Genomic DNA, 22,394 nt, shown 5'->3' on the forward strand with positions numbered 1-22,394 from the left:
AACGAGCATTCAGGCCGCACCCGGGTTTCGGCCCGCGGCTGGGCGAGGGGGAGGAAGCGCCGATGAAGATCGCCGGGTACGAGGCGAGCATCCTGCTGGTGCCGGAGGACGATCCCCTGGCCAACATGCCGGAAGAGACCGGGCGCACCCGGCCGATCGTCATCCTGAGGCTGCGGACCGACGACGGCATCGAGGGCATCGGCGTCACCCTCTATGGCGGCCGCCTGACGCGCAGCCTGCATGCCGCGGTGCAGGATCTCGCGGCGGCGACGGTCGGCGAGGATCCGATGTGCATCGAGGCCATCGTCGCCAGGCTTCGCGCGAGCGATGCCGGCGGGCCGGGCGGCATCTTCACCCTGGCGCTGTCGGCGGTCGACACCGCGCTGTGGGACATCAAGGGCAAGGCGCTTGGCCAGCCGCTGTGGAAGCTGCTCGGCGGCCATCGCCGACGCGTGCCGACCTACGCCTCGGGCTCGCTGCGCCGGGGTCTGACCGACGAACAGGCGCAGCGTGCCGCGCGCATCCTGCTCGACAAGGGCTTTCGCGAGATGAAGACGCAGATGGCGCTGCCCGGCGACCCCGCACCGGCCGACGAAGTGCGCCGCGTGCGCGTGGTGCGCGACGCCATCGGCCCCGACATCAAGCTGATGTGCGACATCAACCAGCGCTGGCGGCCCGAGCAGGCGATCGACATCGGCCATCGCGTCGAACAGGCGGGCGTCGGCCTGTTCTGGCTCGAGGACGTGACGACGGCCGACGACTATCCGGGGCTGGCGCGTGTGACCGCCGCGCTCAAGACGCCGATCGCCGGCGGCGAGTATGTCTGGGGCATCGTGCCGTTCCGCCACATGATCGAGGCGCATTCGGTCGACATCGTCATGGTCGACCTCGCGCGGGTCGGCGGCGTCAGCCAGTGGATGAAGGTGGCCGGCATGGCCGAGGCCTTCAACCTGCCGATCGTCAGTCACGTCATGCCCGAGATTCTGGTGCACATGGTCGCGGCCTGTCCCAACGGGCTGACCGTGGAATACATGCCGTGGATGCTGGCGCTCTATGAGGAGACGCCGGTCATCGACAAGGGCGAGCTCGTCCTGCCCGACAAGCCCGGGCTCGGCCTGGCGTTCGACGAGAAGGCTATCAGGAGTTTCAAGGCGTGACGTCATTGTGAGAGCGGCGCAGTCGAGGGACCTTCTCTCCACAATTTGCCGTCAATTCGTCGAGACAAGGTCCCTCGACTGCGCCGTGCTATGCACGGGTCCGCTCGGGACGACGGGACTGAGGGAGGGATGTCTTGGATAGCGTGATGCGTGTTCCTTTCAAGCCGATCGAGTTCCTGAGCCGCGACGTCAAGGTCGACCGCCGCGCCGACGGCTCGATCGTGCTGCAGTCGAACCACAGGCTGAAGCCGTACGAGCGGCACGTGCCGGCGTTCCTCGCCAAGTGGGCGGCCGAGGCGCCGGACCGGCTGTGGCTGGCACAGCGGCGCGGGGCCGCGCGCGAGTGGCTGAAGCTCACCTACGGCGAGGCCAAGCGGCAGGTCGATGCGGTGACGCAGGCGCTGCTCGACCGCGGGCTGGGGCCCGACAGGCCGGTGATGATCCTGTCGTCGAACTCGATCGAGTTTGCGCTCTTGACCATGGCCGCCATGCAGGCGCGCGCGCCCGTGGCGCCGGTGTCGCCGGCCTACTCGGTGATGAGCCAGGACCACGCCAAGCTGAAATACGTCTTCGAGCTGATCAGGCCCGGCCTGGTGTTCGTGCAGAACGGCGAAATCTATGCCCGCGCGCTGGCGGCGCTCGACCTGGAGGGCGTGCTGCTGGTCCATGTCGACAAGGCGCCGCCGCAGCGCCAGTCTCTGCCGTGGAGCGAGCTGGTCGCCACGCGGCCGACCGACGCCGTCGCGCGCTCGATCGCGGCGATCGAACCGAAGACCATCGGCAAGTTCCTGTTCACCTCGGGCAGCACCGGCATGCCCAAGGCCGTCATCAACACCCAGGAAATGATGTGCGCCAACATCGCCATGGGCCAGATGGCGCGCACCCGCAAGCCGACCGATCCCGTGCCGGTGCAGCTCGACTGGCTGCCGTGGAACCACACGATGGGCGGCAACGCCACCTTCCAGGGCAACCTCGCCGAGGGCGGCACGACGTGGATCGACGACGGCAAGCCATTGCCCGGCCTGTTCGACGAGACCTTGCGGAACCTGCGCGAGATCTCGCCGACCTACTTCGCCAACGTGCCGGCGGGCTACGCCATGCTGGCGACGGTGCTCGAGAAGGACGAGGCGCTGGCGAAGAAGTTCTTCGCCAACCTCAACTCGCTCGCCTATGGCGGCGCGACGCTGCCCGACGATCTCTACCAGCGCATGGAGGCGCTGGCGGTGAAGCATACCGGCTTCCGTCTGCCCTTCGTCACCGGCTGGGGCTCGACCGAGACGGCGCCGACGGCGACCACGGTGCACTGGGCCTCCGAGCGCGTCGGCCTGATCGGCCTGCCGTTTCCCGGCGTGCAGCTCAAGATGGTGCCGACCGGCGAGGACGGCCGCTACGAGCTCAGACTCAAGAGCGTGATCGTGACGCCGGGCTACCACAAGCAGCCCGAGCTGACGGCGCAAATGTTCGACGAGGAGGGCTTCTACAAGATCGGCGACGCCGGCCGCTTCGTCGATCCGAACCACCCGAGCTGGGGCCTGGTGTTTGACGGCCGCGTCGTCGAGGACTTCAAGCTGATGAGCGGCACCTTCGTTCTCGTCGGCACCTTGCGCACGACGGCGATCGCGGCGGCCTCGCCGGTGCTGCAGGACGCCGTGGTGTGCGGCGAGGGCCGCGACCATGTGGGACTCCTGGGCTTCCCCAACTTCGCCGCCTGCCGGCAGCTCGCGGGCGAATCGGGGGCCAGGCTGGGCAACGACGAGCTGCTGCGCCATCCGCGGATCGTCGCCACGCTGCGCGACGGGCTCGCGCGCATGAACGCCGAAGCGAAGGGCTCCTCGATGCAGGTACGCCGCGTGCTGCTGATGACCGAGCCGCCGTCGGTCGACGGCCACGAGCTGACCGACAAGGGCTACATCAACCAGCGCGCCACGCTCGAGCGGCGCAAGGCGCTGGTCGAGAAGCTCTACGCCGGCGGCGACGGCGTGATCGAGGTCTAGGAAAGCGACAGCTCGGGATACCCCTTCGCCGCGGCTTGTTCGCAGCGCTCGCGGTAGGCCGGGGCGCTGCCGGAGTAGCGGGCGATGATGCGGGTGTCCTTGCCGTCGAGGTTGCGGTTGATGCCGGTCATCCACGAATCGATTTCGTTGGACAGCAGGCCCTCGCCGCAAGACTTCACGTGGTCGGTCCAGGACTGGACGCCCTGCGGCGTCGCCTCGATGCGCGAGATCTGCCGGTCGCGGGCATGCTCGACGAGCCGCGTCACCCAATCGACGTTGTATTCGATCGAGCGCGGGATGTTGCCTAGCGCCGTGTGCGGGCCCATCAGCATCATCATGTTGGGGAAGCCCTCGACCAGCACGCCGAGATAGGTCTGCGGCCCGCCGTGCCACTTGTCCTTCAGCTTGAGGCCGTTGGCGCCCCTGATGTCGATGCGGTCGAAACTGCCGGTGATGGCGTCGAACCCGGTGGCATAGACGATGATGTCGAACTCGTACTCGGCGTCACTGGTCTTGATGCCTTTCTCCGTGATGCGCTCGATCGGCGTTGCCTTGATGTCGACCAGCTTCACGTTGGGCTGGTTGTAGACCTCGTAATAGAAGGTCTCGAGCGGCACGCGGCGCGTGCCGAAGCCGTGGTTCTTCGGAACGAGCTTCTCGGCCGTCGCCGGATCCTTCACGCGCTGGCGAATCTTGCGCGCCACGAAGTCGCTGAGCAGCGCGTTGGCCTTGCGGTCGGTGAGGATGTCGCGGAAGTTGCCCTGCCAGATGCCGAAGCCCTTCTCGCCGTAAAGCTTCTCCCAGAACGCCTCGCGCTCCTCGGCGGTGACCTCGAAGGTGCCGCGCGGGTCGGGCGTGTGCAGGAAGCAGGCGAAGGTTTCTTCGCAGCGCTTGAAGATCTCGGGGTAGCTCGCCCGGATCTTTCTCATTTCTTCTTCGCCGATCCTGGCGTTGTGCAAGGGCGCCGCCCAGTTGGGCGTGCGCTGGAACACGGTGAGGTGGCCGACCGTCTTGGCGACCTCGGCGATGGTCTGGATGCCGGTGGCGCCGGTGCCGATCACGGCGACGCGCTTGCCGCTGAAGTCCACCGGCTCCTTGGGCCAGCGCGCGGTGTGCCAGGAGCGGCCCTTGAAGCTGTCGATTCCCTCGACTCGCGGCAGGGTGGGGGTCGAGAGCGGCCCGACGGCGGTGATCAGGAATCGCGCGCTGTGCCGGCTGCCGTCCTCCAGCGTGACGTCCCAGGTGCACGTCTCGTCCCTGAAGTGTGCCGCCGCGACGCGGCTTCTGACCTGGATGTCGCGGCGCAGGTCGAACTTGTCGGCGACGTGGTTGAGATAGCGCTCGGTCTCGGGCTGGCCGGAGAAGTGCTCCGACCAGTTCCATTCCTCGAGCAGTTCCTTCGAGAACGAGTAGCCGTAGGAATAGCTCTCCGAATCGAAGCGCGCGCCGGGATAGCGGTTCCAGTACCAGGTGCCGCCGACATTGGTGCCCGCCTCGAACACCCGCACCTTGAAGCCGAGCTGGCGCAGCCGCAGCAGCTGGTACATGCCCGAGATGCCGGCGCCGATGATGATGCAGTCGTAGTCCATGTCACTCCTCAAATCATCTCCGTCCCGGTGAAGCTGGGGAGGTGGCCCGGAGGGCCGGAGGGGTCATGACCCCTCCGTCGGCGCAAGACGCTGACACCTCCCCATCGCTTTCGCGATGGGAAGGGCGTTCTTCATTCATCCACCCGCGACTCCCGGATGCGCCGCGTGCCCTGGAAGACGGGCTTGATCGGATCCATCACGAAGCGGATGCGCGGCAGGTCGGTGTCGACGGTGCAGCACGTCGCGACGATGGGGTCGGCGAGCTGCAGGCCGGGCGCGTTCCATGCCGCGGCGTCGAACGCCTTCACCTCGGGCTTGCCGCGATCGGCTTTGTAGAAGGTGTACTTCGGATCGACCTGGATCAGCATCGGCTGCGTCGTGCCGTCGAGCGGCGCGTTGGCCGCGGTCACCCAGTTGATGTACTGCACGTCGCTGCCGGCGACGGGCTGCGGATCGACCAGTGCGCAGTCGAGGATGGTCTTGCCGCCTTTGCGGACGGTGCCCATGACGCGATCGTGCCGGCGCAGGAACTTCACCTCGCCCGTTTCGACCGGGAATCCCCAGCGCTGGCGCAGTTCCGTCGCCGCCGCCGCGCTGCTCGCCACGGCACCGAGCAGGAAGCCGCGCGGATGGGCGCCGGCGCGGCTGCCGAGCCGCAGGACGGCGAGGTTGAACGGACCGGCCGGGCTCTCCGGATAGCGCGTGAAGGCCAGGATCACGTAGGACGGCCGCGCCGGGTGCATCGCGCGGGGCAGCAGGCCCTCGGTCGTGCGGAGTGGCACCTCGACCAGGAGCTGCATGGTCTCGGCCTTGGGCAGGGTCCAGGCCTCGGTGTCGAGGTTGGGCAGGGTCGGCAGCCGGGCCGCGGCCTGAGTGAGATCGAGTGATCCGTAGAGCGGCATCTTGCTACTCCGCCGCCACGTTCGATGGCTTCCTGGCGAACATCGGCATCACTTCCCTGGCGAACAGCTTCAGGCTCGCCATCACCTGGTCCTGCGGCACCACCTCGTTGGCGTTGAGGATGAAGTTGACGCAATCGACGCCGAGTGACTCCCACTTCTTCACCGCGTTGATGATTCGCGCCGGATCGCCGTAGCACATGCCCTCGGTCTGCTGCTCGTTGGCGTCGGGACCGGTGGCGGCGCGGCGCAGCGCGGGCAGCAGGCCGAGCGACTGATAGGATGGCGAGGAATAGACCTCGCGCGTGGAGATCAGCTGGGTGGCGAGATAGTTGAAGGTGTTGCCGAGCTTCTTGCCCATCTCGACGCCGTACTTGTCGTCCTCGTGGCAGAACAGGAAGTTGGTGGTCGCCACCTGCTCGTTGACGAAGGCGCCGACCGGCTCGCAGTTCTTGATGCGCCGGCGGTACTCCCTGATCTTCTTCTCCTGCTCCTCGAAGCCGGCGAAGGAGAGGCCGAGCGAGCCGAGCCCGCGGTCGGCGGCGTCGATCTCGGTGCCGGGGCTGGTGACCGCCACCCACATCGGCGGGTGCGGCTTCTGGTAGGGTTTGGGCAGGATGGTGCGCTCGGGCATCGACCAGAACTCGCCCTGGTAGGAGAAGGTTTCCTGCATCCACATCTTCGGCAGGCAGCGCACGAATTCGTCCCAGCTCTTCTTGGTGGTGTCGGGATTGACGCGAAAGCCGCCGAGCTCGGTCCAGGTCGCCGAGCGGCCTGTGCCGACATGCAGGCGGCCGCCCGACAGCAGGTCGAGCGTGGCGGTGCGCTCGGCGATCTTGATCGGGTGGTTGAACTCCGGCACGCAGACCACGATGCCGTGTCCGACCTGGATGCGCTTGGTGAGCACGGCGCAGGCGGTCAGGAACAGCTCGGGCGCCGAGCAGTGCGAATATTCCTCGAGGAAGTGGTGCTCGACGGCCCAGACATGGTCGAAGCCCAGCTCGTCGGCCAGCTTCACCTGCTCGAGGCAGTTGTCGTAGACGGTGCGCTCGGTCTCGCGCGTCCACGGACGCGGCACGGAAATCTCGTAGAACAGGCCGAACTTCATCCCGTCGCCCTCCTGTGTCTCGTGACGTTTGCGAAACGCTAGGCTTGCCGGGAAGCGCGCGCAACACCACCATGCCATCGGAGGGCGAAATCGCATGGACAGATTCGGCGGAAAGGCGGCGATCGTCACCGGCGGGGCGAGCGGCATGGGCCGTGCCACGGTGATGAGGTTCCTGGCCGAAGGCGCGCGCGTGATGGTCGCCGATCTCAACGACGCGAACGGCGCCGAGACGGTGGCCGTCGCCAGGGCGCAGGGCCATGGCGAGCGCGTCGCCTTCATGCGCTGCGACGTGGCGAAGGAGGGCGACGTCGCGGCGATCGTGGCGGAAACGGTCAGGCGCTTCGGCCGGCTCGACGTGGCGTATCTCAACGCCGGCGTTGGCGGCGCCTTCGGGCCGATCGCCGAGACCGGCGTCGAGGATTGGGACTACACCTTCGCCGTGCTGGTGCGCTCGGTGTTCCTCGGCATGAAGCACGCGTCCATTGCCATGAAGAAGTCGAAGGCCGGCGGCGTGATCCTGGTCACCGCCTCGATCGCCGGCATGGTGGGAGGCGGCGGCAGCCACGCCTATTCGGCGGCCAAGGCCGCCGTCATCAGCCTGATCGAGAACGTGGCGGCCGAGCTCGGCCCGCACCGCATCCGCGTGGTCGGCATCGCGCCCGGCGTGATCTCGACGCCGCTCGTCCATCGCGGCCGGCCCGAGCGCTTCGAGGCGCAGTTCCGACGCCAGCCGTGGCCCGACCGCGGCGAGCCCGAGGCGATTGCCGACGTGGCGGCTTTCCTGGCGTCGGACGACGCGCGCTTCATCACCGGCGAGACGGTGAAGGTCGACGGCGGCCTGCTCGCCCAGGGCGTGGCGCTGTGGGGTACCGGCGGCGACAATCCCTTCCTCAAGACCGCCGGCGTCAATCGCGGCACGACCGGCGAGGCCATGGTCGTTCGCCATCTCGAACCGAAGGACAGCAAATGAGCGACGCTTCGCTCCACCGTCATCTCATCGGCCAGCAGGGCTCGCGCCGCTCGCTGAACACGCCGGCCCTGGTACTCGACCTCGACATGCTCGACCGCAACATCGCCGAGATGGCGGCGTTCGCGACGGCGCACGGCGTCAAGCTCCGGCCGCATTCCAAGACGCACAAGTCGGCCGACATCGCGCGCCGCCAGATCGAGGCCGGCGCGCTCGGCGTGTGCTGCGCCAAGCTCGGCGAGGCCGAGGCGCTGGGCGAGGCGGGCATCGAGAGCCTGCACATCACCTCGCCCGTGGTGACGCCGCAGGCGATCGAGCGGTTGATCGCGCTGAACGGCAAGGTGAAGGACCTGATGGTCGTGGTCGACCACCCGGCGAACGCCGAGGCGCTGGCCGCCGCGGCGGCGAAGGCGGGCAAGCTGCTGACCGTCATCGTCGACATCGACCCCGGCATGCATCGCACCGGCGTGGCGACGCCCAAGGGCGTGGTCGAGCTGGTGAAGAAGGTCGTCGGCCTGAAGTCGCTGACCTACGCCGGCGCGCAGTTCTATTGCGGCCGCCACCAGCACATCGTCGACTTCGCCGATCGCCAGGCACAGATCGAGGAGCGCACGGAGTATCTCAAGGGCATTTTGACCAAACTGGAGGCGGCGGGGTTGAAGCCCGGTATCGTCACCGGTTCGGGCACCGGGACGCACTTCATCGACGCCAAGCTCGGCGTGTTCACCGAGCTGCAGGTCGGTTCCTACGTCTTCATGGATCACGACTACGCCGTCTGCGACCTGCGCGGGCTCGGCCGGCCGACCTTCGAGCAGGCGCTGCAGATCGACGCGCGCGTGGTCAGCGCCAACACGCCGGGCATGGTGACGGTCGATGCCGGGCTGAAGGCGATGGCGACCGAGAAGGGACCGCCGATGATCCTGAAGGGAGCTGTCGAGGGATCGACCACGCGCTTCATGGGCGACGAGCACCTGGCGGTGATCGCGCCGCAAGGCAAGGCCGCGCCGGCGCTCGGCGAGCAGGTAATCCTGGTGCCGCCGCACTGCGACCCGACGGTCAACCTCTACGACGATTATTACGTGGTGAAGGGCGACACCCTGGTCGAGATCTGGCCCGTTACGGCCCGCGGGCGCTCGCGCTGACCCCCGCATGGTGGAGATCCTGTCGCTGGCAGGCGCCAACCTGCTGTCGCCCATGGTGCTCTGCTTCGTGCTGGGTGCCGTCGCGGCGGCAATCCGTTCCGACCTCGAGATCCCCGAAGCGATCGCCAAGGGCCTCGCGATCTACCTCATGTTGGCGATCGGCATGAAGGGCGGGCTGGCGCTCGCCAAATCCGGCGCCGACAATGTCCTCGCGGCGTTTATGGCGGCGCTTGCGCTGTCCTTCTCCCTGCCGCTGCTGGCCTACGGGGCCTTGCGCGCCCTGCGAGCCGTGGGACCCGTCGATGCGGCGGCTGTCGCCGCACACTACGGCTCGGTGAGCGTCGTGACCTTCGTCACGGCCGTGGAGTTCATCGGCGCGCGTGGCGCCGCCTATGACGGCGTGCTGGTGGCCATGCTGGCCGCCATGGAAACGCCCGCCATTGTTACCGGCCTGCTGCTCGCCCGACGGGCCATCGGCGCGACGATGCCGCAGGTGCCGGTGCGTCGCGCCAAGCTGCTGCGCGAAGTGCTGGTCAACGGCAGCATCGTCGTGCTGGTCGGGGGCTTCGTCATCGGCTGGGCTGCCGGACCAGTCGGCATGAAGAAGGTCGAGCCGTTCGTGGTCGACATCTTCAACGGCATGCTGTGCCTGTTCCTGCTCGACATGGGGCTGGTCGCCGTGCGCCAGCTGCGTTCGGCGCGTGAGCTGTCACCGCGGCTGATCGCATTTGCGCTGACCCTGCCGCTGGCGAATGGCGCGATCGGCGTCGCCGCGGCGCAACTCCTGGGGTTCGGCGTCGGCAGCACCACGCTTTTGGCCACGCTCTGTGCCTCGGCCTCCTACATCGCCGTGCCTGCGGCCATGCGGCTTGCCCTGCCACAGGCTCGGCCGGCAATCTACGTCACGCTATCACTCGGCGTGACCTTCCCCTTCAACATCGCGGTTGGCATTCCGCTCTACTTCGCGGTCGCCGAACGCCTGGCGAGGTGAGTCGTGGACGTCCATCGTCGCAAGAAGATCGAGATCGTGGTCGAAAGCGGCATGTTGGCCGAGGTGGTCGACTGGCTCGTCGGGCACGGTGTGCGGGGTTACACCACCATCCCCAAGGTCTCGGGCTTCGGTCGGCAGGGCCGGCGAGCCACTGACGAGCCGAGCGGCGTATTCGAGAACACCCTGGTCATCGCCATCGCTCCCGAGCCTGTGGCCCGGCAGATCCTGGCTGAGAGCGTGGAGCGGCTGCGCGACTACGCAGCCATCGTCTACCTGAGCGACGTCGAAGTGGCGCGGCCCGATCACTTCTGAGCGGCATTCAGCGCACGAGCAGGCCTCCATCCCAACGGCGGGCCAGAACGATCAGCGCCGCCATGCCGACAGCGGCCACGGCCGTCATACCAAGGAAGGCGAGCTGGCCGTACTGCGCGTAGAGGAGCCCCGCGAACTGATAGACCACGGCCTGCGTCGCGCCGGTGCCGAGCGCGTAGTAGAGACTCTGGCCCAGCGCGATGCCATGCGCCGGCACGGCTCGCTGCAGGAACGCCATGGCGCCGAGATGGGTTGCGGCGAAGGTGCAGGAATGGAGCGCCTGCAGGAAGACCAGCGCCACCAGATCGGTGGTGAAGGCCATGCCCGTCCAGCGCACCATGGCGCCGCCGAGGCCGAGCGCGATCAGGCCGCTCGGCCCGAGGTGCTTGAGCAGCCAGCCGCCGAACAGCATCAGCACAATCTCGATGGCGACGCTCTCCGCCCACAGCAGGCTGATCGTCACGTCGTCGATGCCGGCGCCGCGCCAGGTCAGCGTGCCGAAGCTGTAGAGCACCGCGTGGCTCGCGCTGCAGCAGCCCGTGGCGAGCAGGAACAGCGGAAAGGGCGAGCGCAGGAGCTTGCCGACGCGCAGGCTCGAGTGCCGTTCGCCGTCCGTCGTGGCCGTTGCGGCGGCACCGTGCGGCAGCAGCAGCGCGAGCGGCGCCAGCAGCACTATGCCCGCCAGTCCGACATACATCACCCAGGGCGGCCCGTAGCGGTCGACCGCCACGCCGCAGGCCACGGTGCCCAGGATGAAGGCGACCGAGCTCCACAGCCGGATGCGTGCATAGTCGAAGCCGTGTCGCTTCGTCTCCGTCACCAGTACGCCGTCGTAGAGCGGCATCGGCGGCGACCAGACGAAGCCCCAGATCATGGTGACGACGAAGATTGCGAGGAAGCCATAGGAGAACTCGTAGGCGCCCATCAGCACGACCGCGCCGGCGGCGATCGCCGGCAGCACGGCGCGCGGTCCGCCGAAGCGATGTGCGATCCAGCCGATCGACAGGGTCGCCACGATCGACACCAGCTGGCGCGACATGAAGAGTGTGCCGATCTCGGCGTCGCTGACGCCGCGGTCGCGCAGCCACACCGGCCAGTAGCTCATGAAGGCGCCGGCCGCGAAGAAGTAGGCCGCGCCGTAGCCGGCCAGCCGGAGCGCGGTCAGGAAGCGCGGCATGTCAGGCGGCGGCGAATTCGCGCCGCACCGCGTCGGTGTGCTGGCCGAGCGTCGGCACGTCGCCCAGGCGCTCGGGTTCGCCGCCGTAGGACGCGGCGAGCGCGGGAATCTCGACCTCGCCCTTGTCGGTCGCGAACACGGTACGGCGAAGCTGCGGATGCCTCGACAGGTCGCCGATGCCGCTCACCCGCGCCCAGGCGATCTGTGCGGCGTCGAGCCGGCTCGCGAGCGTGGCGAAGTCCTGGCGCGCGAAGCTCTCGGCGACCAGGGCATTGGTGCGATCGCGACGCTCGTTGCGGGCGATCCCGGTGGCATAGTCGGGATCCTTTTCCAGCCCCGGCCGGTCGAGCACGCCATGGCACAGCCGCTCGAACTCCCGATCGTTCTGGATCGAGATCAGCACCGGCACGTTGTCGGCCGAGGGATAGACGCCATAGGGCGCGATGAAGGGATGCGTGAGCCCAAGCCGCGGCCATTCGTAGGCCGAGTAGTCCATGGCGAGAAGCGGCACGGTCATCCACTCGGCCATCGACGAGAAGAGGGAGACCGAGATGGCGCGGCCCTCAGCGGTCTTCTGGCGCGACAGCAGCGCCTCGAGCACGGCGGCGTGCGCATACATGCCGGTGCCGATGTCGGTGGCCGAGATGCCGACGCGGCCGGGCGCGTGCTCGGTGCCGGTGATCGAGGCGAGGCCGCTCTCGGCCTGCACCAGCAGGTCGTAGGCGCGCCTGTTGCGGTAGGGGCCGTGATCGCCGTAGCCCGAGACGTCGACCGTGATCAGCGCCTTGTGCCTCGCTCGCATGGCGGCGGAGCCGAAGCCGGCGCGTTCGGCGGCGCCGGGGGCGAGATTCTGGATCAGCACGTCGGCCCTGCCGATCAGGCGGTGCAGCAGGGCGAGATCGGCCTTGTCCTTGAAGTCGAGCGTCACGGACTGCTTGCCGCGATTGAGCCAGACGAAATAGCTCGACAGGCCATGCACGTACTTGTCGTAGCCGCGGGCGAAATCGCCCTCGGGCCGCTCGATCTTGATGACGCGCGCACCGGCGTCCGCCAGGCGGGCCGAGCAATAGGGGGCGGCCACTGCCTGCTCGACGCTCACCACCAGCAGGCCGTCCAGTGCACCGGGCATATGCGCGCAAATCTCCTTCGAGGCGCGCAACATATGCCATAGTGCGCGAAGAACAAGGTAGCGTGAGGAGAGGAAATGCCGGGACCGCTTGCGGGCGTGCGTGTGATCGACCTGACGGCCGTGCTTCTGGGGCCGTTCGCCACGCAGCATCTCGCCGACATGGGTGCCGACGTCATCAAGGTCGAGCCGCCGGAGGGCGACCTGCTGCGTGCATCGGGCGGCTCGATGGGTCGCGACAAGACGATGGGCCCGATCTACATGGCGGCGAATCGCAACAAGCGCTCGATCTGCCTGGATCTGAAGAAGCCGGCGGCCGTCGCCGTGCTGAAGGACCTGATCCCCACCGCCGACCTCTTCATCCACAACAGCCGGCCCCAGGCGATCGAGCGGCTGGGGCTGGGCTACGACGACCTGAAGAAGATCAATCCCTCGATCATCTATGCGTACTCGCTGGGCTACGGCCGCAAGGGTCCGTACGGCCACAAGCCGGCGTTCGACGATCTGGTGCAGGGCGTATCGGGCGCCGCCTCGCTGCAGAGCCGCGTCGACGGCCTGCCGCCGCGCTTCATGCCGAGCCTGATCGCCGACAAGACGACTGGCCTGCATCTCTGCATCGCCGTCCTGGGGGCGCTCTACCACCGCAAGAGCACCGGCGAGGGCCAGATGATCGAGGTACCGATGCTCGAGACGCTCGCGTCGTTCTGGCTCACCGAGCACCTGTTCGGCGCCACCTGGAAGCCCGCGCGCGGCACGATGGGCTACGACCGCATCATCAACAAGTTCCGCCATCCGTTTCCGACCAAGGACGGCTACATCTGCGCGCTGCCCTACACGGACCAGCACTGGATCACCTTCTTCGAGCTCGCCGGGCGCCCCGACCTCTGCAAGGAGAAGAGGTTCGTCGACCGCAACGAGCGCGCCAGGCATTTCAGCGAACTCTACCAGGTGCTCGCCGGCCTGCTGAAGCACCGCACCACCGACGAGTGGCTCGAGATGTTCGACAAGGCCGACATTCCGGCCATGCCGGTGCGAACGATGGAGGACCTGCTGGAGGATCCGCACCTAGAGGCGGTCGGCTTCTTCACCGAGCGCGAGCATCCGACGGAGGGTCCGATCACGACCTTCGCCAGCCCGCTCGACTTCGAGAAGACCAAGGTCGAGTTCCGACGCCACGCGCCGCGCATCGGCGGCGACGGTGTCGAGGTGCTGCGCGAGGCGGGGCTGAGCGACGAGGCGATCGAGAAACTCAAGGCCGACAGGGCGTTGATCGTGCCGGCCTGAATGCACGCGGCCGATCCGTACTACATCCCGTTCGCACGCGGCAGCTATCCGGTGCGGCCGGGCAACCGCCTGCATCTGCTGCTCGACGGCGCGCCGATCTTCCGTCGCATCGGCGAGGCGGTGGAGCGGGCTCGGCACAGCGTCTGGATGACGGTGGCCTTCTACACGCACGCCTTTCAGTTCCCCGGCGGGCGCGGCGGGTTGTTCGACGTGCTCGACCGCGCGGTCGATCGCGGCCTCGACGTGCGCCTGCTGCTGTGGCGCCCCAATCCCGAGAGCTATGGCTACGATCGCACGTTTCGCGGCTCGGCCGACGACTTCGAGTTCCTGCGACGGCGCGGGTCGCGTTGCCGCATCCGCTGGGACCGCGTGCCGGCCGCCTTCTGCCAGCACCAGAAGAACTGGCTGATCGATGTCGGCCAACCATCGGAGACGGTCTTCGTCGGCGGCGCCAATCTCAGCGCCGAAACCCTGTGGAGGCACGACGCCTATCTCGAGATTGCGGGGCCGGCTGCGACCGACGTGCGGCACAATTTCGTGCAGCGCTGGAACGAGGCGAGCGAGCGCGCCGAGCCCGACGGCAGCTGGGCGTGCGATCCGTCCGATTCGCTGCCGTTCCCGACGGCTTTGTCGCAGTCGACCGGAACGAGCACGATTCAGATCCAGCGCATGCTGCATCCCCGCCGCTACACGAACGGGCAGGCGTCGCCCGGTGCGCCGCCGTTCGACGTGGGCGGTGGCGAGCGTTCGATCCTCGACCAGTATCTCGAGGCGATCGATGCCGCGCGCCGCACCATCTATCTCGAACATCAGGCCATCCCGATTCCCGAGGTCGCGGCCCGTCTCGGCAAGGCCCTGGAACGCGGCGTGGCGATCGTGCTGCTGGTGCCGGCGGAGGCCGAGGCGCACGTGCTCGCGGCCCGGCGCGACCCGGCGCAACGCGCACCTTTCGACAGCCTGGCCCGGCTGGGCCAGCATCCGAACTTCCTGCTGGCCGGGCTCGCCGAGAGGGGCGAGTGGGGGCCACGGCCGAAGTACGTTCACGCCAAGCTGATGACGGTCGACGATTGCTGGGCCACCGTCGGTTCGTGCAACCTTCATTGGTTCTCGCTGTCGGGGCACAGCGAGCTGAACGCCTCCATCTGGGATGCCGCCGTCGCCCGCGAGATCCGGTGCCGCCTGTTCGACGCACATCTCGGGGTTGCGACCGCCGCGCTCGATGACGTCACGGCCCTCCGGCTCTACCGGACGGTCGCTCTTGCGAACCGCCGCAGGATGCTGGTGGGCAGCGGCGACTGGGAGGGAGCGACCTATGCACTGGATACGGCGAACTACGCCGTGACGTAGCGTGCCAGACGCGTAAAGTCGTTCCGCGTCGCGGCGCGTTCAGCCGCCCTCCGGTATGGCCGTGCTTGTCCCGACCGGGCTCGCGGCTAAACTCCGGCCGAATTCCAGGACCAAGTTTGAATATCCTTGGGAGGGATCGATGGACCTCGCTTTCACCCCCGAAGAGCAGAAGTTCGCCGACGAGGTGCGTGCCTTCGTGAAGGCCAACCTGCCGGCCGACGTGCGCGACAAGGTGAAGAACGGCAAGCACCTGACCCGCGACGACTACATGCGCTGGCAGCAGGCACTCGGGACGAAGGGCTGGCTGGTCTACACTTGGCCGAAGAAGCACGGCGGTCCGGGCTTCTCGCCGGCCGAGCGCTACATCTTCGAGAACATCTGCGCCGAGGAGTACGCGCCGGGCATCATCCCGTTCGGCACCAAGATGGTCGGGCCGGTGATCTACACCTTCGGCAACGAGGAGCAGAAGGCGAAGTACCTGCCGGCGATCCGCGAGAGCACGGTCTGGTGGTGCCAGGGCTATTCCGAGCCGGGCTCCGGCTCCGACCTCGCCTCGCTTCGCACCAAGGCCGAGAAGCAGGGCGATCACTATGTCGTCAACGGCTCCAAGACCTGGAACACGATGGGCCACTGGGCCGACTGGATCTTCTGCCTGGTGCGCACCGATGCCAAAGCCAAGCCGCAGGAGGGTATCTCCTTCCTGCTGATCGACATGAAGACGCCGGGCATCACCGTGAAGCCGATCATCATGATGGATGGCGGGCACGAGGTGAACGAGGTGTTCTTCGACAACGTGAAGGTCCCGGTCGCCAACCTGGTCGGCAAGGAGAACGAGGGTTGGACCTGCGCCAAGTTCCTGCTCGCCAACGAGCGGCTCGGCATCGCCGCGGTGCCGCAGTCCAAGCGCGGCGTCGAGGCGCTGAAGGGCATCGCCCGCGCCGAGCAGGACGGCGGCAGGCCGCTGATCGAGAACCAGGCCTTCGCCGAGAAGATCGCCGATCTCGAGATCCAGGTGACGGCACTCGAGTACACGGAACTGCGCGTGCTGTCGCAGATGGCGCATGGCGGCCAGCCCGGGCCGGAAGTGTCGGGCCTCAAGATCCGCGGCTCGGAGATCCAGCAGCGCATCACGGAGCTCACGATGGAGGCGGTCGGTGAGTATTCGGCGCCCTACCTGCCGGGCCTGCTGTGGCAGGGCAGCAACGAGGAGCCGGTCGGACCGGAGTACGCCCATCTCGCGGCGCCGCGCTACTTCAACACGCGCAAGACCACGATCTACGGCGGCAGCAACGAAATCCAGAAGGGCATCATCAGCAAGATGGTGTTGGGGCTCTGATGGACCTGTCGCTGAAACCCGAGCACCAGGCGTTCGCCGACGAGGTGCGCGCCTTCGCCCGCGAGAACCTGTCGCCGGCCACCAGGGCCAAGACCCTGTCGGGCAGGCACTACGACAAGGACGACCACGTCGTGTGGCAGAAGGCGCTCGGCCGCAAGGGCTGGCTCGCCTACACTTGGCCGAGGAAGTACGGCGGGCCGGGCTTCGACGTCACGCAGCGCTTCCTGTTCGAGAACGTTCTGGCCGAGGAGGGTGCACCGCGCATCATTCCGTTTGGCGTCAAGATGGTCGGGCCGGTGATCTACACGTTCGGCAGCGACGAGCAGAAGGAACGCTTCCTGCCCGGCATCCGCAGCTCCGAGGTCGCCTGGTGCCAGGGCTACTCGGAGCCGGGAGCCGGCTCCGACCTCGCCAACCTGCGCACCCGGGCCGAACGCGACGGCGACCACTACGTCGTCAACGGCCAGAAGACCTGGACCTCCTACGCCCATTGGGGCGACTGGATCTTCTGCCTGGTGCGCACCGATGCCAAGGCCAAGCCGCAGGAGGGTATCTCCTTCCTGCTGATCGACATGAAGACGCCGGGCGTCACGGTGCGGCCGATCCTCATGCTCGACGGCGCCCATGCCGTGAACGACGTATTCTTCGACAACGTGAAGGTTCCGGTTGCCAACCGCATCGGCAAGGAGAACGAGGGCTGGACCTGCGCTAAGTTCCTGCTCGCCAACGAGCGGCTGGGCATCGCCGAGGTGCCGGCGTCCAAGCGCGGCGTGCGCTCGCTGTGGGAGCTGAACGACGATCCCGCGCTCAAGGAGAAGATCGCCGATGTCGACCTGCAGGTGCAGGCGCTCGAGATGAGCGAGCTGCGCGCGCTCTCGACCATGGCGCTGGGCGGGGCGCCCGGCCCCGAGGTCTCGACCCTCAAGGTGCGCGGCTCGGAGATCCAGCAGCGTATCGCAGAACTGGCCATGGAGGCGGTCGGCGAATACGCCGCGCCGTACCAACCCGATTTGCTGTTCCGCGAAACCAACGAGACGCCGGTCGGGCCGGACCATGCGCCGCCCGCCGCGCCGCGCTACTTCAACATGCGCAAGACCAGCATCTACGGCGGCAGCACCGAGATTCAGAAGAACATCGTGTCCAAGGCCATCCTCGGGCTATAAGACGCACAAGACTGGAGGAAGACGAGATGGATCTGTCCCTGTCCGACGAACAGAAGCAGCTGCAGGACGCGGCAGAACGCTTCGTGCGCGACAAATACGCCTTCGAGAACCGGCGCAAGATCGCCGCCACCGACAAGGGGTGGCTGGCGGAGAACTGGGCGCAAATGGCCGAGCTCGGCTGGCTCGGCATGTCCTTCTCCGAGGAGGACGGTGGCTACGGCGGCGGCTCGATCGAGACCATGATCGTGATGGAGCAGTTCGGAAAGGGCCTCGTGCTCGAGCCGTTCCTGCCGACCGTCGTGCTGGGTGGCGGCATGATCGCCCGCGCCGGCTCCAAGGCCCAGAAGGAGGCGCTGTTGGCGCCGATGATCGAGGGCAAGAAGCAGTTCGCCTTCGCCTGGCTGGAGCGCCAGTCGCGCTACAATCTCGCCGACGTCTCGCTCAAGGCCGAGAAGAGCGGTTCGGGCTACACGCTGTCGGGCCACAAGGGCGTGGTCTACAACGCTGCCTCGGCCGACAATATCGTCGTGCTCGCCCGCACGGCCGGCGCAGCACGCGAGGAGAAGGGGCTCACGCTGTTCCTTGTCGACGGCAAGGCCAAGGGGCTGAGCCGCCGCGACTACCCCACCCAGGATTCGCTGCGTGCCTCGGAACTCACCTTCGACAAGGTCTCGGTCGGCGCCGATGCGGTGCTGGGCAAGGTCGACGGTGCCTTCCCGGTGGTCGAAGAGGCGGTCGATCGCGCCATCGTCGCACTCTGCGCCGAGGCGACCGGCTGCATGGACGCGATCAACGCGGCCACGCTCGAGTACATCAAGACGCGCAAGCAGTTCGGCGTGCCGATCGGCAAGTTCCAGGTGCTGCAGCACCGCATGGTCGACTGCTTCACCAACGCGCAGGAAGCACGCTCGATGACCCTGATGGCGACGCTCAAGATCGACGACGAGGATTCCGTCGTGCGCCGCAAGGCGGCCTCGGGCGCCAAGGTGCAGATCGGCAAGTCGGGCAAGTTCTGCGGCCAGAGCGCGGTGCAGATGCATGGTGGCATGGGCGTCACCGACGAGCTGTCGGTCAGTCACTACTTCAAGCGGCTGACCATGATCGACCTGATGTTCGGCAACCAGCAGCATCACCTGACGCGCTACAGCAACCTCGCCATGGCGGCATAGCGGCGGTCGCATGGCGTACGACACGATCGAGGTCCGCAAGCTGACCGGCGGGTGCGGCGCTGAAGTGCTCGGCGTCGACGTCAAGTCGCTCAGCAACAGCCAGTGGGGCGAGGTGCAGCGCGCCTTCGCCGAGTTCGGCGTCATCTTCTTCCGCGACCAAGACCTTACGCCCGAGCAACACCTCGCCTTCGCGCGGCGCTGGGCGCCCATCGACGTCAACCGGTTCTTCAAGGCGGCGCCGGGCCATCCCGAAATCGCCGAGGTGCGCAAGGAACCGGAGCAGAAGACCAACATCGGCGGCGGCTGGCACACCGACCACAGCTACGATCCCGAGCCCGCCATGGGCTCGATCCTGCTGGCGCGCGAACTGCCGGACGAGGGCGGCGACACGCTGTTCGCCAACATGTATCGTGCCTTCGAGACGCTGTCGCCCGGCCTGCAGCGCACGCTCGAGGGGTTGAACGCCGTGCACGGCTCGGAGCACATCTTCGGCGCCAAGGGGGTCAATGCCGCGAACCCGGAAGGCGCCAGCCGCTTCGACAACCAGCATCTGGTCGGCGCCGACGTCGTGCACCCGGTGGTGATCAGGCACCCGCTGAGCGGCCGCAAGTCGCTCTACGTCAACCCGGCCTTCACCCTGCGCTTCGACGGCTGGTCGGCCGAGGATAGCCGGCCGCTGCTCGAGCATCTCTATCGTCACGCCTCGCGGCCGGAGTTCACCTGCCGCTTCCGCTGGCGCGAGGGCTCGATCGCCTTCTGGGACAATCGCGCCACCTGGCACTATGCCGCCAACGACTATCACGGCGAGCGCCGGCTGATGCACCGCGTCACCGTCGCCGGCTGCGCGCTGGAGGCCGCCGCGGGCTAAATGCCACGCCGCGAAGCGTCGGCGCTGCCCGAGGCGGGGCGCTCCGGTTGAACGCCGTCGTCGACATCATCGTGCCGGTGTTCGGCATGGTGGCGGTGGGCTGGCTGCTTGGCCGGTCGTCGCTGCTCACGCGCGAGGGGTTGCGCGGGCTGACCAACGTCACCTTCTACGCGCTGTTCCCGGCACTGCTCTTCCGTTCGATGTCGAAGGTGCGGATCGAGACCCTGTCGCCGGACATCCTTCTCGTGTTCTTCGGCGCTTGTCTCCTGCTCTATTTTTTGGTGATGGCGCTGGGCGCGGCCGTCGGGATGGGCTTCGGGCAGCGCACGGTCTTCGCCTTGTCCAGCGCCTTCAGCAACGGCGTCGGCATCGGAATTCCCTTCGTCACCTACGCCTTCGGCGAGGCCGGCCTGGTGCCGCTGCTGATGATCATCAGCCTCAATTCCCTGATCCTGCTGACGCTGTCCTCGTTCCTGCTCGAGTTCGACGTTGGCGGCGGCCGGCTGATGGCCAAGCTCGGCGGCGCCGCGCTGAACATGCTGAAGCACCCGGTGATTCCCTCGATCTTCGCCGGGCTCGCCTGGTCGGAACTGACCGCCGTCGTGCCCGGCCTGTCGACACCCGCCGCGGTCGACCGCGTGCTGCAGGCGCTTGCGGCCGCCGCGCCGCCCTGCGGCCTGATCATGGCCGGCGCCTCGCTCGCCCATGTCGGCCTCAAGGGCCACTGGCGGGCGGCGGCGGCGGCAAGCGTCTTCAAGCTCGCGCTCCTGCCGTTGATGGTGTGGCTGGCCGGCCGCCATCTGTTCGCACTCGACCCGCTGTGGCTGACCGTCGCCATCCTCAACGCCGCCATGCCGGCGGGAGCCAACGTCTACCTGGTCGCGCAGCTCTATCGCACCGGGGTCGGTCTCTCGACCAATGCGGTGGTGATTTCGACGGCCGCGAGCGTCGTCACGCTTTCCGCCGTGCTGCTGCTGCTCGGCGTCGAGACCCGCTAGCCGGTCCTGCCGGCGACCCTGTCGAGACCGCCCAGCATCATGCGGGTGACGAAGTCAGTTGCCGCGTCCGGGTCGACGGGATCGCGCGACACCATGGCGACCGACGCCTCGAAGACGATGCCGGCCAGCGCCGCCATCAGATAGCCCATATCGACATTGGGCAGCACACCGCGCTCCATGGCGTTGCGGATGTCGTCCTGCAGCGCGCGGGCCAAGACCTGAAGCCCCGGCTTTTCCAGCATCATGCGGATCGAGGTCACGTTGTTGCGGCCGAAGGCGAGGATTTCGGGATCCTCGGCGACGAACCCGAAATAGACGGAGCAATGGCAGCGGAAGAACTCCTCGGCGGTGCGCGCCGTCGCGCGTCCGCCGCTGCGCTGGCGCCTGAGCAGTTCGACGGTCATCTCGCCGACCACCGCCTCGAAGATCTCGGCCTTGTCCTTGAAGTAGTTGTAAAACGTGCCGGAAGCGAGGTCCGTACGGCGCACGATGTCGCGCACGCCGGCCGCGCCATAGCCGATCTCGGCGAACACCGCGCGCGCGGCCTTGAGCAGGGCGGCGCGGTTCTCCGCCTTGTTCTGTTCGCGCCGGCCAGCCCGCTCGCCGGAAATAGTCGCCTGCTCGGCCATGTCGTCAACGTCCCAGCTGTGCCAACTCGTGTCGCAGGCCGGCAACCATGTCGTCCATCGCCCGCGCCGCGGCATGTATAGCACCGCGCATGCCGACAAATCCGTGGATCAGCGAGTCGAATTCGCGATGGACGCTCTTCACCCCCGCCGATTGCAGGCGCCGTGCGTAGGCCTCGCCCTCGTCGCGTAACGGGTCGAATCCGGCGGTGTAGGTCAAGGCCGGTGGCAAGCCCGAAAGGTCGTCGGCGCGCAACGGCGAGACGCGTGGGTCCGTCAAGTCGGCGAAACCGCCGAGATAGTGCTCGCGGAACCACAGCATGTCGTCGCGAGAGAGAAGGAAACCTGTGCCGCAACTGGCGTGCGACGGGGTATCGGCGGCGAGATCCGTGGCGGGATAGATCAGCCATTGCAGGCAGGGCGTGCGTGCGTCGCCGCGGACCTGCTGGCAGACCACGGCGGCAAGCGTGCCGCCGGCCGAATCGCCGGCGACGACGATCCGCGCCGGGTCGATGCCGAGGGAGACCGCATCGTCGGCAAGCCAGCGGAAGCTCGCCACCGCGTCGTCGACGGCTGCCGGAAACCTGTGCTCGGGTGCCAGCCGATAGTCGACGGCGACCACCGCGCAATCCGAGCGGGCGCAGATGAAGCGGTAGGGCAGGTCGTAGGCCTCGATCGACCCGATCACCCAGCCGCCTCCGTGGAAGTAGAGAATGGTCGGCAGCAGCCGCGCGACCGATCCGGCGGGCCGATAGATGCGCGTGCGCAGCCGACCCGCGGGGCCCATGATCGTGCGGTCGAGAATCTCGCCGACCGGAGCGGGGCGGCCGCCCAGCACCTGCTGGAAGGTCTCGAACTCGGCGCGCGCCTTGGTCACGCCGAGTTCGTGCAGCGGCTGTTGCCCGCTGCGGGCGAGAAGCTGCAGCAGCCACTGGGTCCGGGCATCGAGCACTCGGCCGTCGACGGTGATGGGCGGCCCGGTCAGCAGGTTCACCCAGGAGATCGGCATGCGCAGGGCCAGATTGGCGGCCTTTCCCTGCAATTCCCGGGCGATCTCCGTCATCTGCATGGCCGCTTCCTAGCACGTCCCTTTCGACGTCGGCAGGGGGCTGTGCCGGCTCGACGCCTGCACCGTGGATGG

The 22,394-nt window shown here is 67.7% G+C and carries 20 protein-coding genes; 13 read left to right on the top strand and 7 right to left on the bottom strand.

Going from position 1 to position 22,394, the window contains the following annotated elements:
• Positions 1–62: 62 nt before the first annotated feature.
• Positions 63–1,157 carry a mandelate racemase/muconate lactonizing enzyme family protein gene (locus tag KIT25_04140; GenBank protein ID UYN96145.1) on the top strand — a complete coding sequence of 365 codons (1,095 nt, stop codon included), beginning with the start codon at positions 63–65 and terminating at the stop codon, positions 1,155–1,157.
• A 146-nt stretch (positions 1,158–1,303) separates the two neighbouring features.
• Positions 1,304–3,151, top strand: coding sequence for an AMP-binding protein (locus KIT25_04145; protein UYN96146.1), 1,848 nt, complete (start codon positions 1,304–1,306; stop codon positions 3,149–3,151).
• Here the strand turns inward: KIT25_04145 and KIT25_04150 are convergent.
• From KIT25_04150 to KIT25_04160, 3 genes are all read right to left on the bottom strand, one after another.
• Positions 3,148–4,740 (bottom strand): NAD(P)/FAD-dependent oxidoreductase, encoded by a 1,593-nt coding sequence (locus tag KIT25_04150; protein ID UYN96147.1) that lies wholly within the window; start codon positions 4,738–4,740, stop codon positions 3,148–3,150. The genes KIT25_04145 and KIT25_04150 overlap by 4 nt on opposite strands.
• A 131-nt stretch (positions 4,741–4,871) precedes the next feature.
• Positions 4,872–5,642 (bottom strand): acetoacetate decarboxylase family protein, encoded by a 771-nt coding sequence (locus KIT25_04155; GenBank protein UYN96148.1) that lies wholly within the window; start codon positions 5,640–5,642, stop codon positions 4,872–4,874.
• 4 nt (positions 5,643–5,646) lie between these two features.
• Positions 5,647–6,747: an LLM class flavin-dependent oxidoreductase gene (locus KIT25_04160; GenBank protein UYN96149.1), complete on the bottom strand. Its 1,101-nt coding sequence runs from the start codon at positions 6,745–6,747 to the stop codon at positions 5,647–5,649.
• Between the two features lie 94 nt (positions 6,748–6,841).
• Here KIT25_04160 and KIT25_04165 point away from each other — a divergent pair, with 94 nt between their 5' ends.
• Genes KIT25_04165 through KIT25_04180 form a run of 4 tightly spaced genes read left to right on the top strand, consistent with a single transcriptional unit; the run spans position 6,842 to position 10,159 of the window.
• Positions 6,842–7,717, top strand: a complete 876-nt coding sequence (locus KIT25_04165; GenBank protein ID UYN96150.1) for an SDR family oxidoreductase — start codon at positions 6,842–6,844, stop codon at positions 7,715–7,717.
• Entirely contained in the window at positions 7,714–8,856 is a 1,143-nt protein-coding gene (locus KIT25_04170) for a DSD1 family PLP-dependent enzyme (GenBank protein ID UYN96151.1), read from the top strand. Before KIT25_04165 ends, KIT25_04170 begins: the two co-directional genes overlap by 4 nt.
• Positions 8,857–8,863: 7 nt before the next feature.
• Positions 8,864–9,847, top strand: coding sequence for a sodium-dependent bicarbonate transport family permease (locus KIT25_04175; protein ID UYN96152.1), 984 nt, complete (start codon positions 8,864–8,866; stop codon positions 9,845–9,847).
• A 3-nt stretch (positions 9,848–9,850) separates the two neighbouring features.
• On the top strand, positions 9,851–10,159 hold the full coding sequence (locus tag KIT25_04180; protein ID UYN96153.1) for a hypothetical protein: 309 nt from the start codon (positions 9,851–9,853) through the stop codon (positions 10,157–10,159).
• Between the two features lie 7 nt (positions 10,160–10,166).
• Here the strand turns inward: KIT25_04180 and KIT25_04185 are convergent, their stop codons facing one another.
• A complete protein-coding gene (locus KIT25_04185) occupies positions 10,167–11,336 on the bottom strand; it encodes an MFS transporter (GenBank protein UYN96154.1) in 1,170 nt (389 codons plus the stop codon).
• Position 11,337: 1 nt separating this feature from the next.
• Positions 11,338–12,465 carry a CoA transferase gene (locus tag KIT25_04190; GenBank protein UYN96155.1) on the bottom strand — a complete coding sequence of 376 codons (1,128 nt, stop codon included), beginning with the start codon at positions 12,463–12,465 and terminating at the stop codon, positions 11,338–11,340.
• Between the two features lie 75 nt (positions 12,466–12,540).
• Here KIT25_04190 and KIT25_04195 point away from each other — a divergent pair, with 75 nt between their 5' ends.
• From KIT25_04195 to KIT25_04225, 7 genes are all read left to right on the top strand, one after another.
• A complete protein-coding gene (locus KIT25_04195) occupies positions 12,541–13,746 on the top strand; it encodes a CoA transferase (GenBank protein UYN96156.1) in 1,206 nt (401 codons plus the stop codon).
• Positions 13,747–15,093, top strand: coding sequence for a phosphatidylserine/phosphatidylglycerophosphate/cardiolipin synthase family protein (locus KIT25_04200; GenBank protein UYN96157.1), 1,347 nt, complete (start codon positions 13,747–13,749; stop codon positions 15,091–15,093).
• Positions 15,094–15,232: 139 nt separating this feature from the next.
• Positions 15,233–16,429: an acyl-CoA dehydrogenase family protein gene (locus KIT25_04205; GenBank protein UYN96158.1), complete on the top strand. Its 1,197-nt coding sequence runs from the start codon at positions 15,233–15,235 to the stop codon at positions 16,427–16,429.
• Positions 16,429–17,592: an acyl-CoA dehydrogenase family protein gene (locus KIT25_04210; GenBank protein UYN96159.1), complete on the top strand. Its 1,164-nt coding sequence runs from the start codon at positions 16,429–16,431 to the stop codon at positions 17,590–17,592. Before KIT25_04205 ends, KIT25_04210 begins: the two co-directional genes overlap by 1 nt.
• Positions 17,593–17,618: 26 nt before the next feature.
• Positions 17,619–18,761: an acyl-CoA dehydrogenase family protein gene (locus KIT25_04215; protein UYN96160.1), complete on the top strand. Its 1,143-nt coding sequence runs from the start codon at positions 17,619–17,621 to the stop codon at positions 18,759–18,761.
• A 10-nt stretch (positions 18,762–18,771) separates the two neighbouring features.
• The gene (locus tag KIT25_04220; GenBank protein UYN96161.1) at positions 18,772–19,629 is read left to right on the top strand and encodes a TauD/TfdA family dioxygenase; all 858 of its coding nucleotides are present in this window, start codon (positions 18,772–18,774) and stop codon (positions 19,627–19,629) included.
• A 47-nt stretch (positions 19,630–19,676) separates the two neighbouring features.
• The gene (locus KIT25_04225) at positions 19,677–20,627 is read left to right on the top strand and encodes an AEC family transporter (GenBank protein ID UYN96162.1); all 951 of its coding nucleotides are present in this window, start codon (positions 19,677–19,679) and stop codon (positions 20,625–20,627) included.
• Here KIT25_04225 and KIT25_04230 read toward each other — a convergent pair.
• Both KIT25_04230 and KIT25_04235 read right to left on the bottom strand, forming a co-directional pair.
• Positions 20,624–21,256, bottom strand: a complete 633-nt coding sequence (locus KIT25_04230; GenBank protein ID UYN96163.1) for a TetR/AcrR family transcriptional regulator — start codon at positions 21,254–21,256, stop codon at positions 20,624–20,626. The two genes, KIT25_04225 and KIT25_04230, sit on opposite strands and share 4 nt — an antisense overlap.
• A gap of 4 nt (positions 21,257–21,260) precedes the next feature.
• A complete protein-coding gene (locus tag KIT25_04235) occupies positions 21,261–22,322 on the bottom strand; it encodes an alpha/beta hydrolase fold domain-containing protein (GenBank protein UYN96164.1) in 1,062 nt (353 codons plus the stop codon).
• Positions 22,323–22,394 lie beyond the last annotated feature (72 nt).

This window comes from Enhydrobacter sp., assembly GCA_025808875.1.
Classification (GTDB): domain Bacteria; phylum Pseudomonadota; class Alphaproteobacteria; order Reyranellales; family Reyranellaceae; genus Reyranella.

Coding starts and splice junctions, on each gene's coding strand:
- KIT25_04145 (UYN96146.1), top strand. CDS start 1,304: ATGCGTGTTCCTTTCAAGCCGATCGAGTTCCTGAGCCGCGACGTCAAG.
- KIT25_04160 (UYN96149.1), bottom strand. CDS start 6,747: ATGAAGTTCGGCCTGTTCTACGAGATTTCCGTGCCGCGTCCGTGGACG.
- KIT25_04230 (UYN96163.1), bottom strand. CDS start 21,256: ATGGCCGAGCAGGCGACTATTTCCGGCGAGCGGGCTGGCCGGCGCGAA.
- KIT25_04235 (UYN96164.1), bottom strand. CDS start 22,322: ATGCAGATGACGGAGATCGCCCGGGAATTGCAGGGAAAGGCCGCCAAT.
- KIT25_04190 (UYN96155.1), bottom strand. CDS start 12,465: ATGCCCGGTGCACTGGACGGCCTGCTGGTGGTGAGCGTCGAGCAGGCA.
- KIT25_04165 (UYN96150.1), top strand. CDS start 6,842: ATGGACAGATTCGGCGGAAAGGCGGCGATCGTCACCGGCGGGGCGAGC.
- KIT25_04175 (UYN96152.1), top strand. CDS start 8,864: ATGGTGGAGATCCTGTCGCTGGCAGGCGCCAACCTGCTGTCGCCCATG.
- KIT25_04205 (UYN96158.1), top strand. CDS start 15,233: ATGGACCTCGCTTTCACCCCCGAAGAGCAGAAGTTCGCCGACGAGGTG.
- KIT25_04150 (UYN96147.1), bottom strand. CDS start 4,740: ATGGACTACGACTGCATCATCATCGGCGCCGGCATCTCGGGCATGTAC.
- KIT25_04215 (UYN96160.1), top strand. CDS start 17,619: ATGGATCTGTCCCTGTCCGACGAACAGAAGCAGCTGCAGGACGCGGCA.
- KIT25_04200 (UYN96157.1), top strand. CDS start 13,747: ATGCACGCGGCCGATCCGTACTACATCCCGTTCGCACGCGGCAGCTAT.
- KIT25_04185 (UYN96154.1), bottom strand. CDS start 11,336: ATGCCGCGCTTCCTGACCGCGCTCCGGCTGGCCGGCTACGGCGCGGCC.
- KIT25_04155 (UYN96148.1), bottom strand. CDS start 5,642: ATGCCGCTCTACGGATCACTCGATCTCACTCAGGCCGCGGCCCGGCTG.
- KIT25_04220 (UYN96161.1), top strand. CDS start 18,772: ATGGCGTACGACACGATCGAGGTCCGCAAGCTGACCGGCGGGTGCGGC.
- KIT25_04210 (UYN96159.1), top strand. CDS start 16,429: ATGGACCTGTCGCTGAAACCCGAGCACCAGGCGTTCGCCGACGAGGTG.
- KIT25_04140 (UYN96145.1), top strand. CDS start 63: ATGAAGATCGCCGGGTACGAGGCGAGCATCCTGCTGGTGCCGGAGGAC.
- KIT25_04170 (UYN96151.1), top strand. CDS start 7,714: ATGAGCGACGCTTCGCTCCACCGTCATCTCATCGGCCAGCAGGGCTCG.
- KIT25_04195 (UYN96156.1), top strand. CDS start 12,541: ATGCCGGGACCGCTTGCGGGCGTGCGTGTGATCGACCTGACGGCCGTG.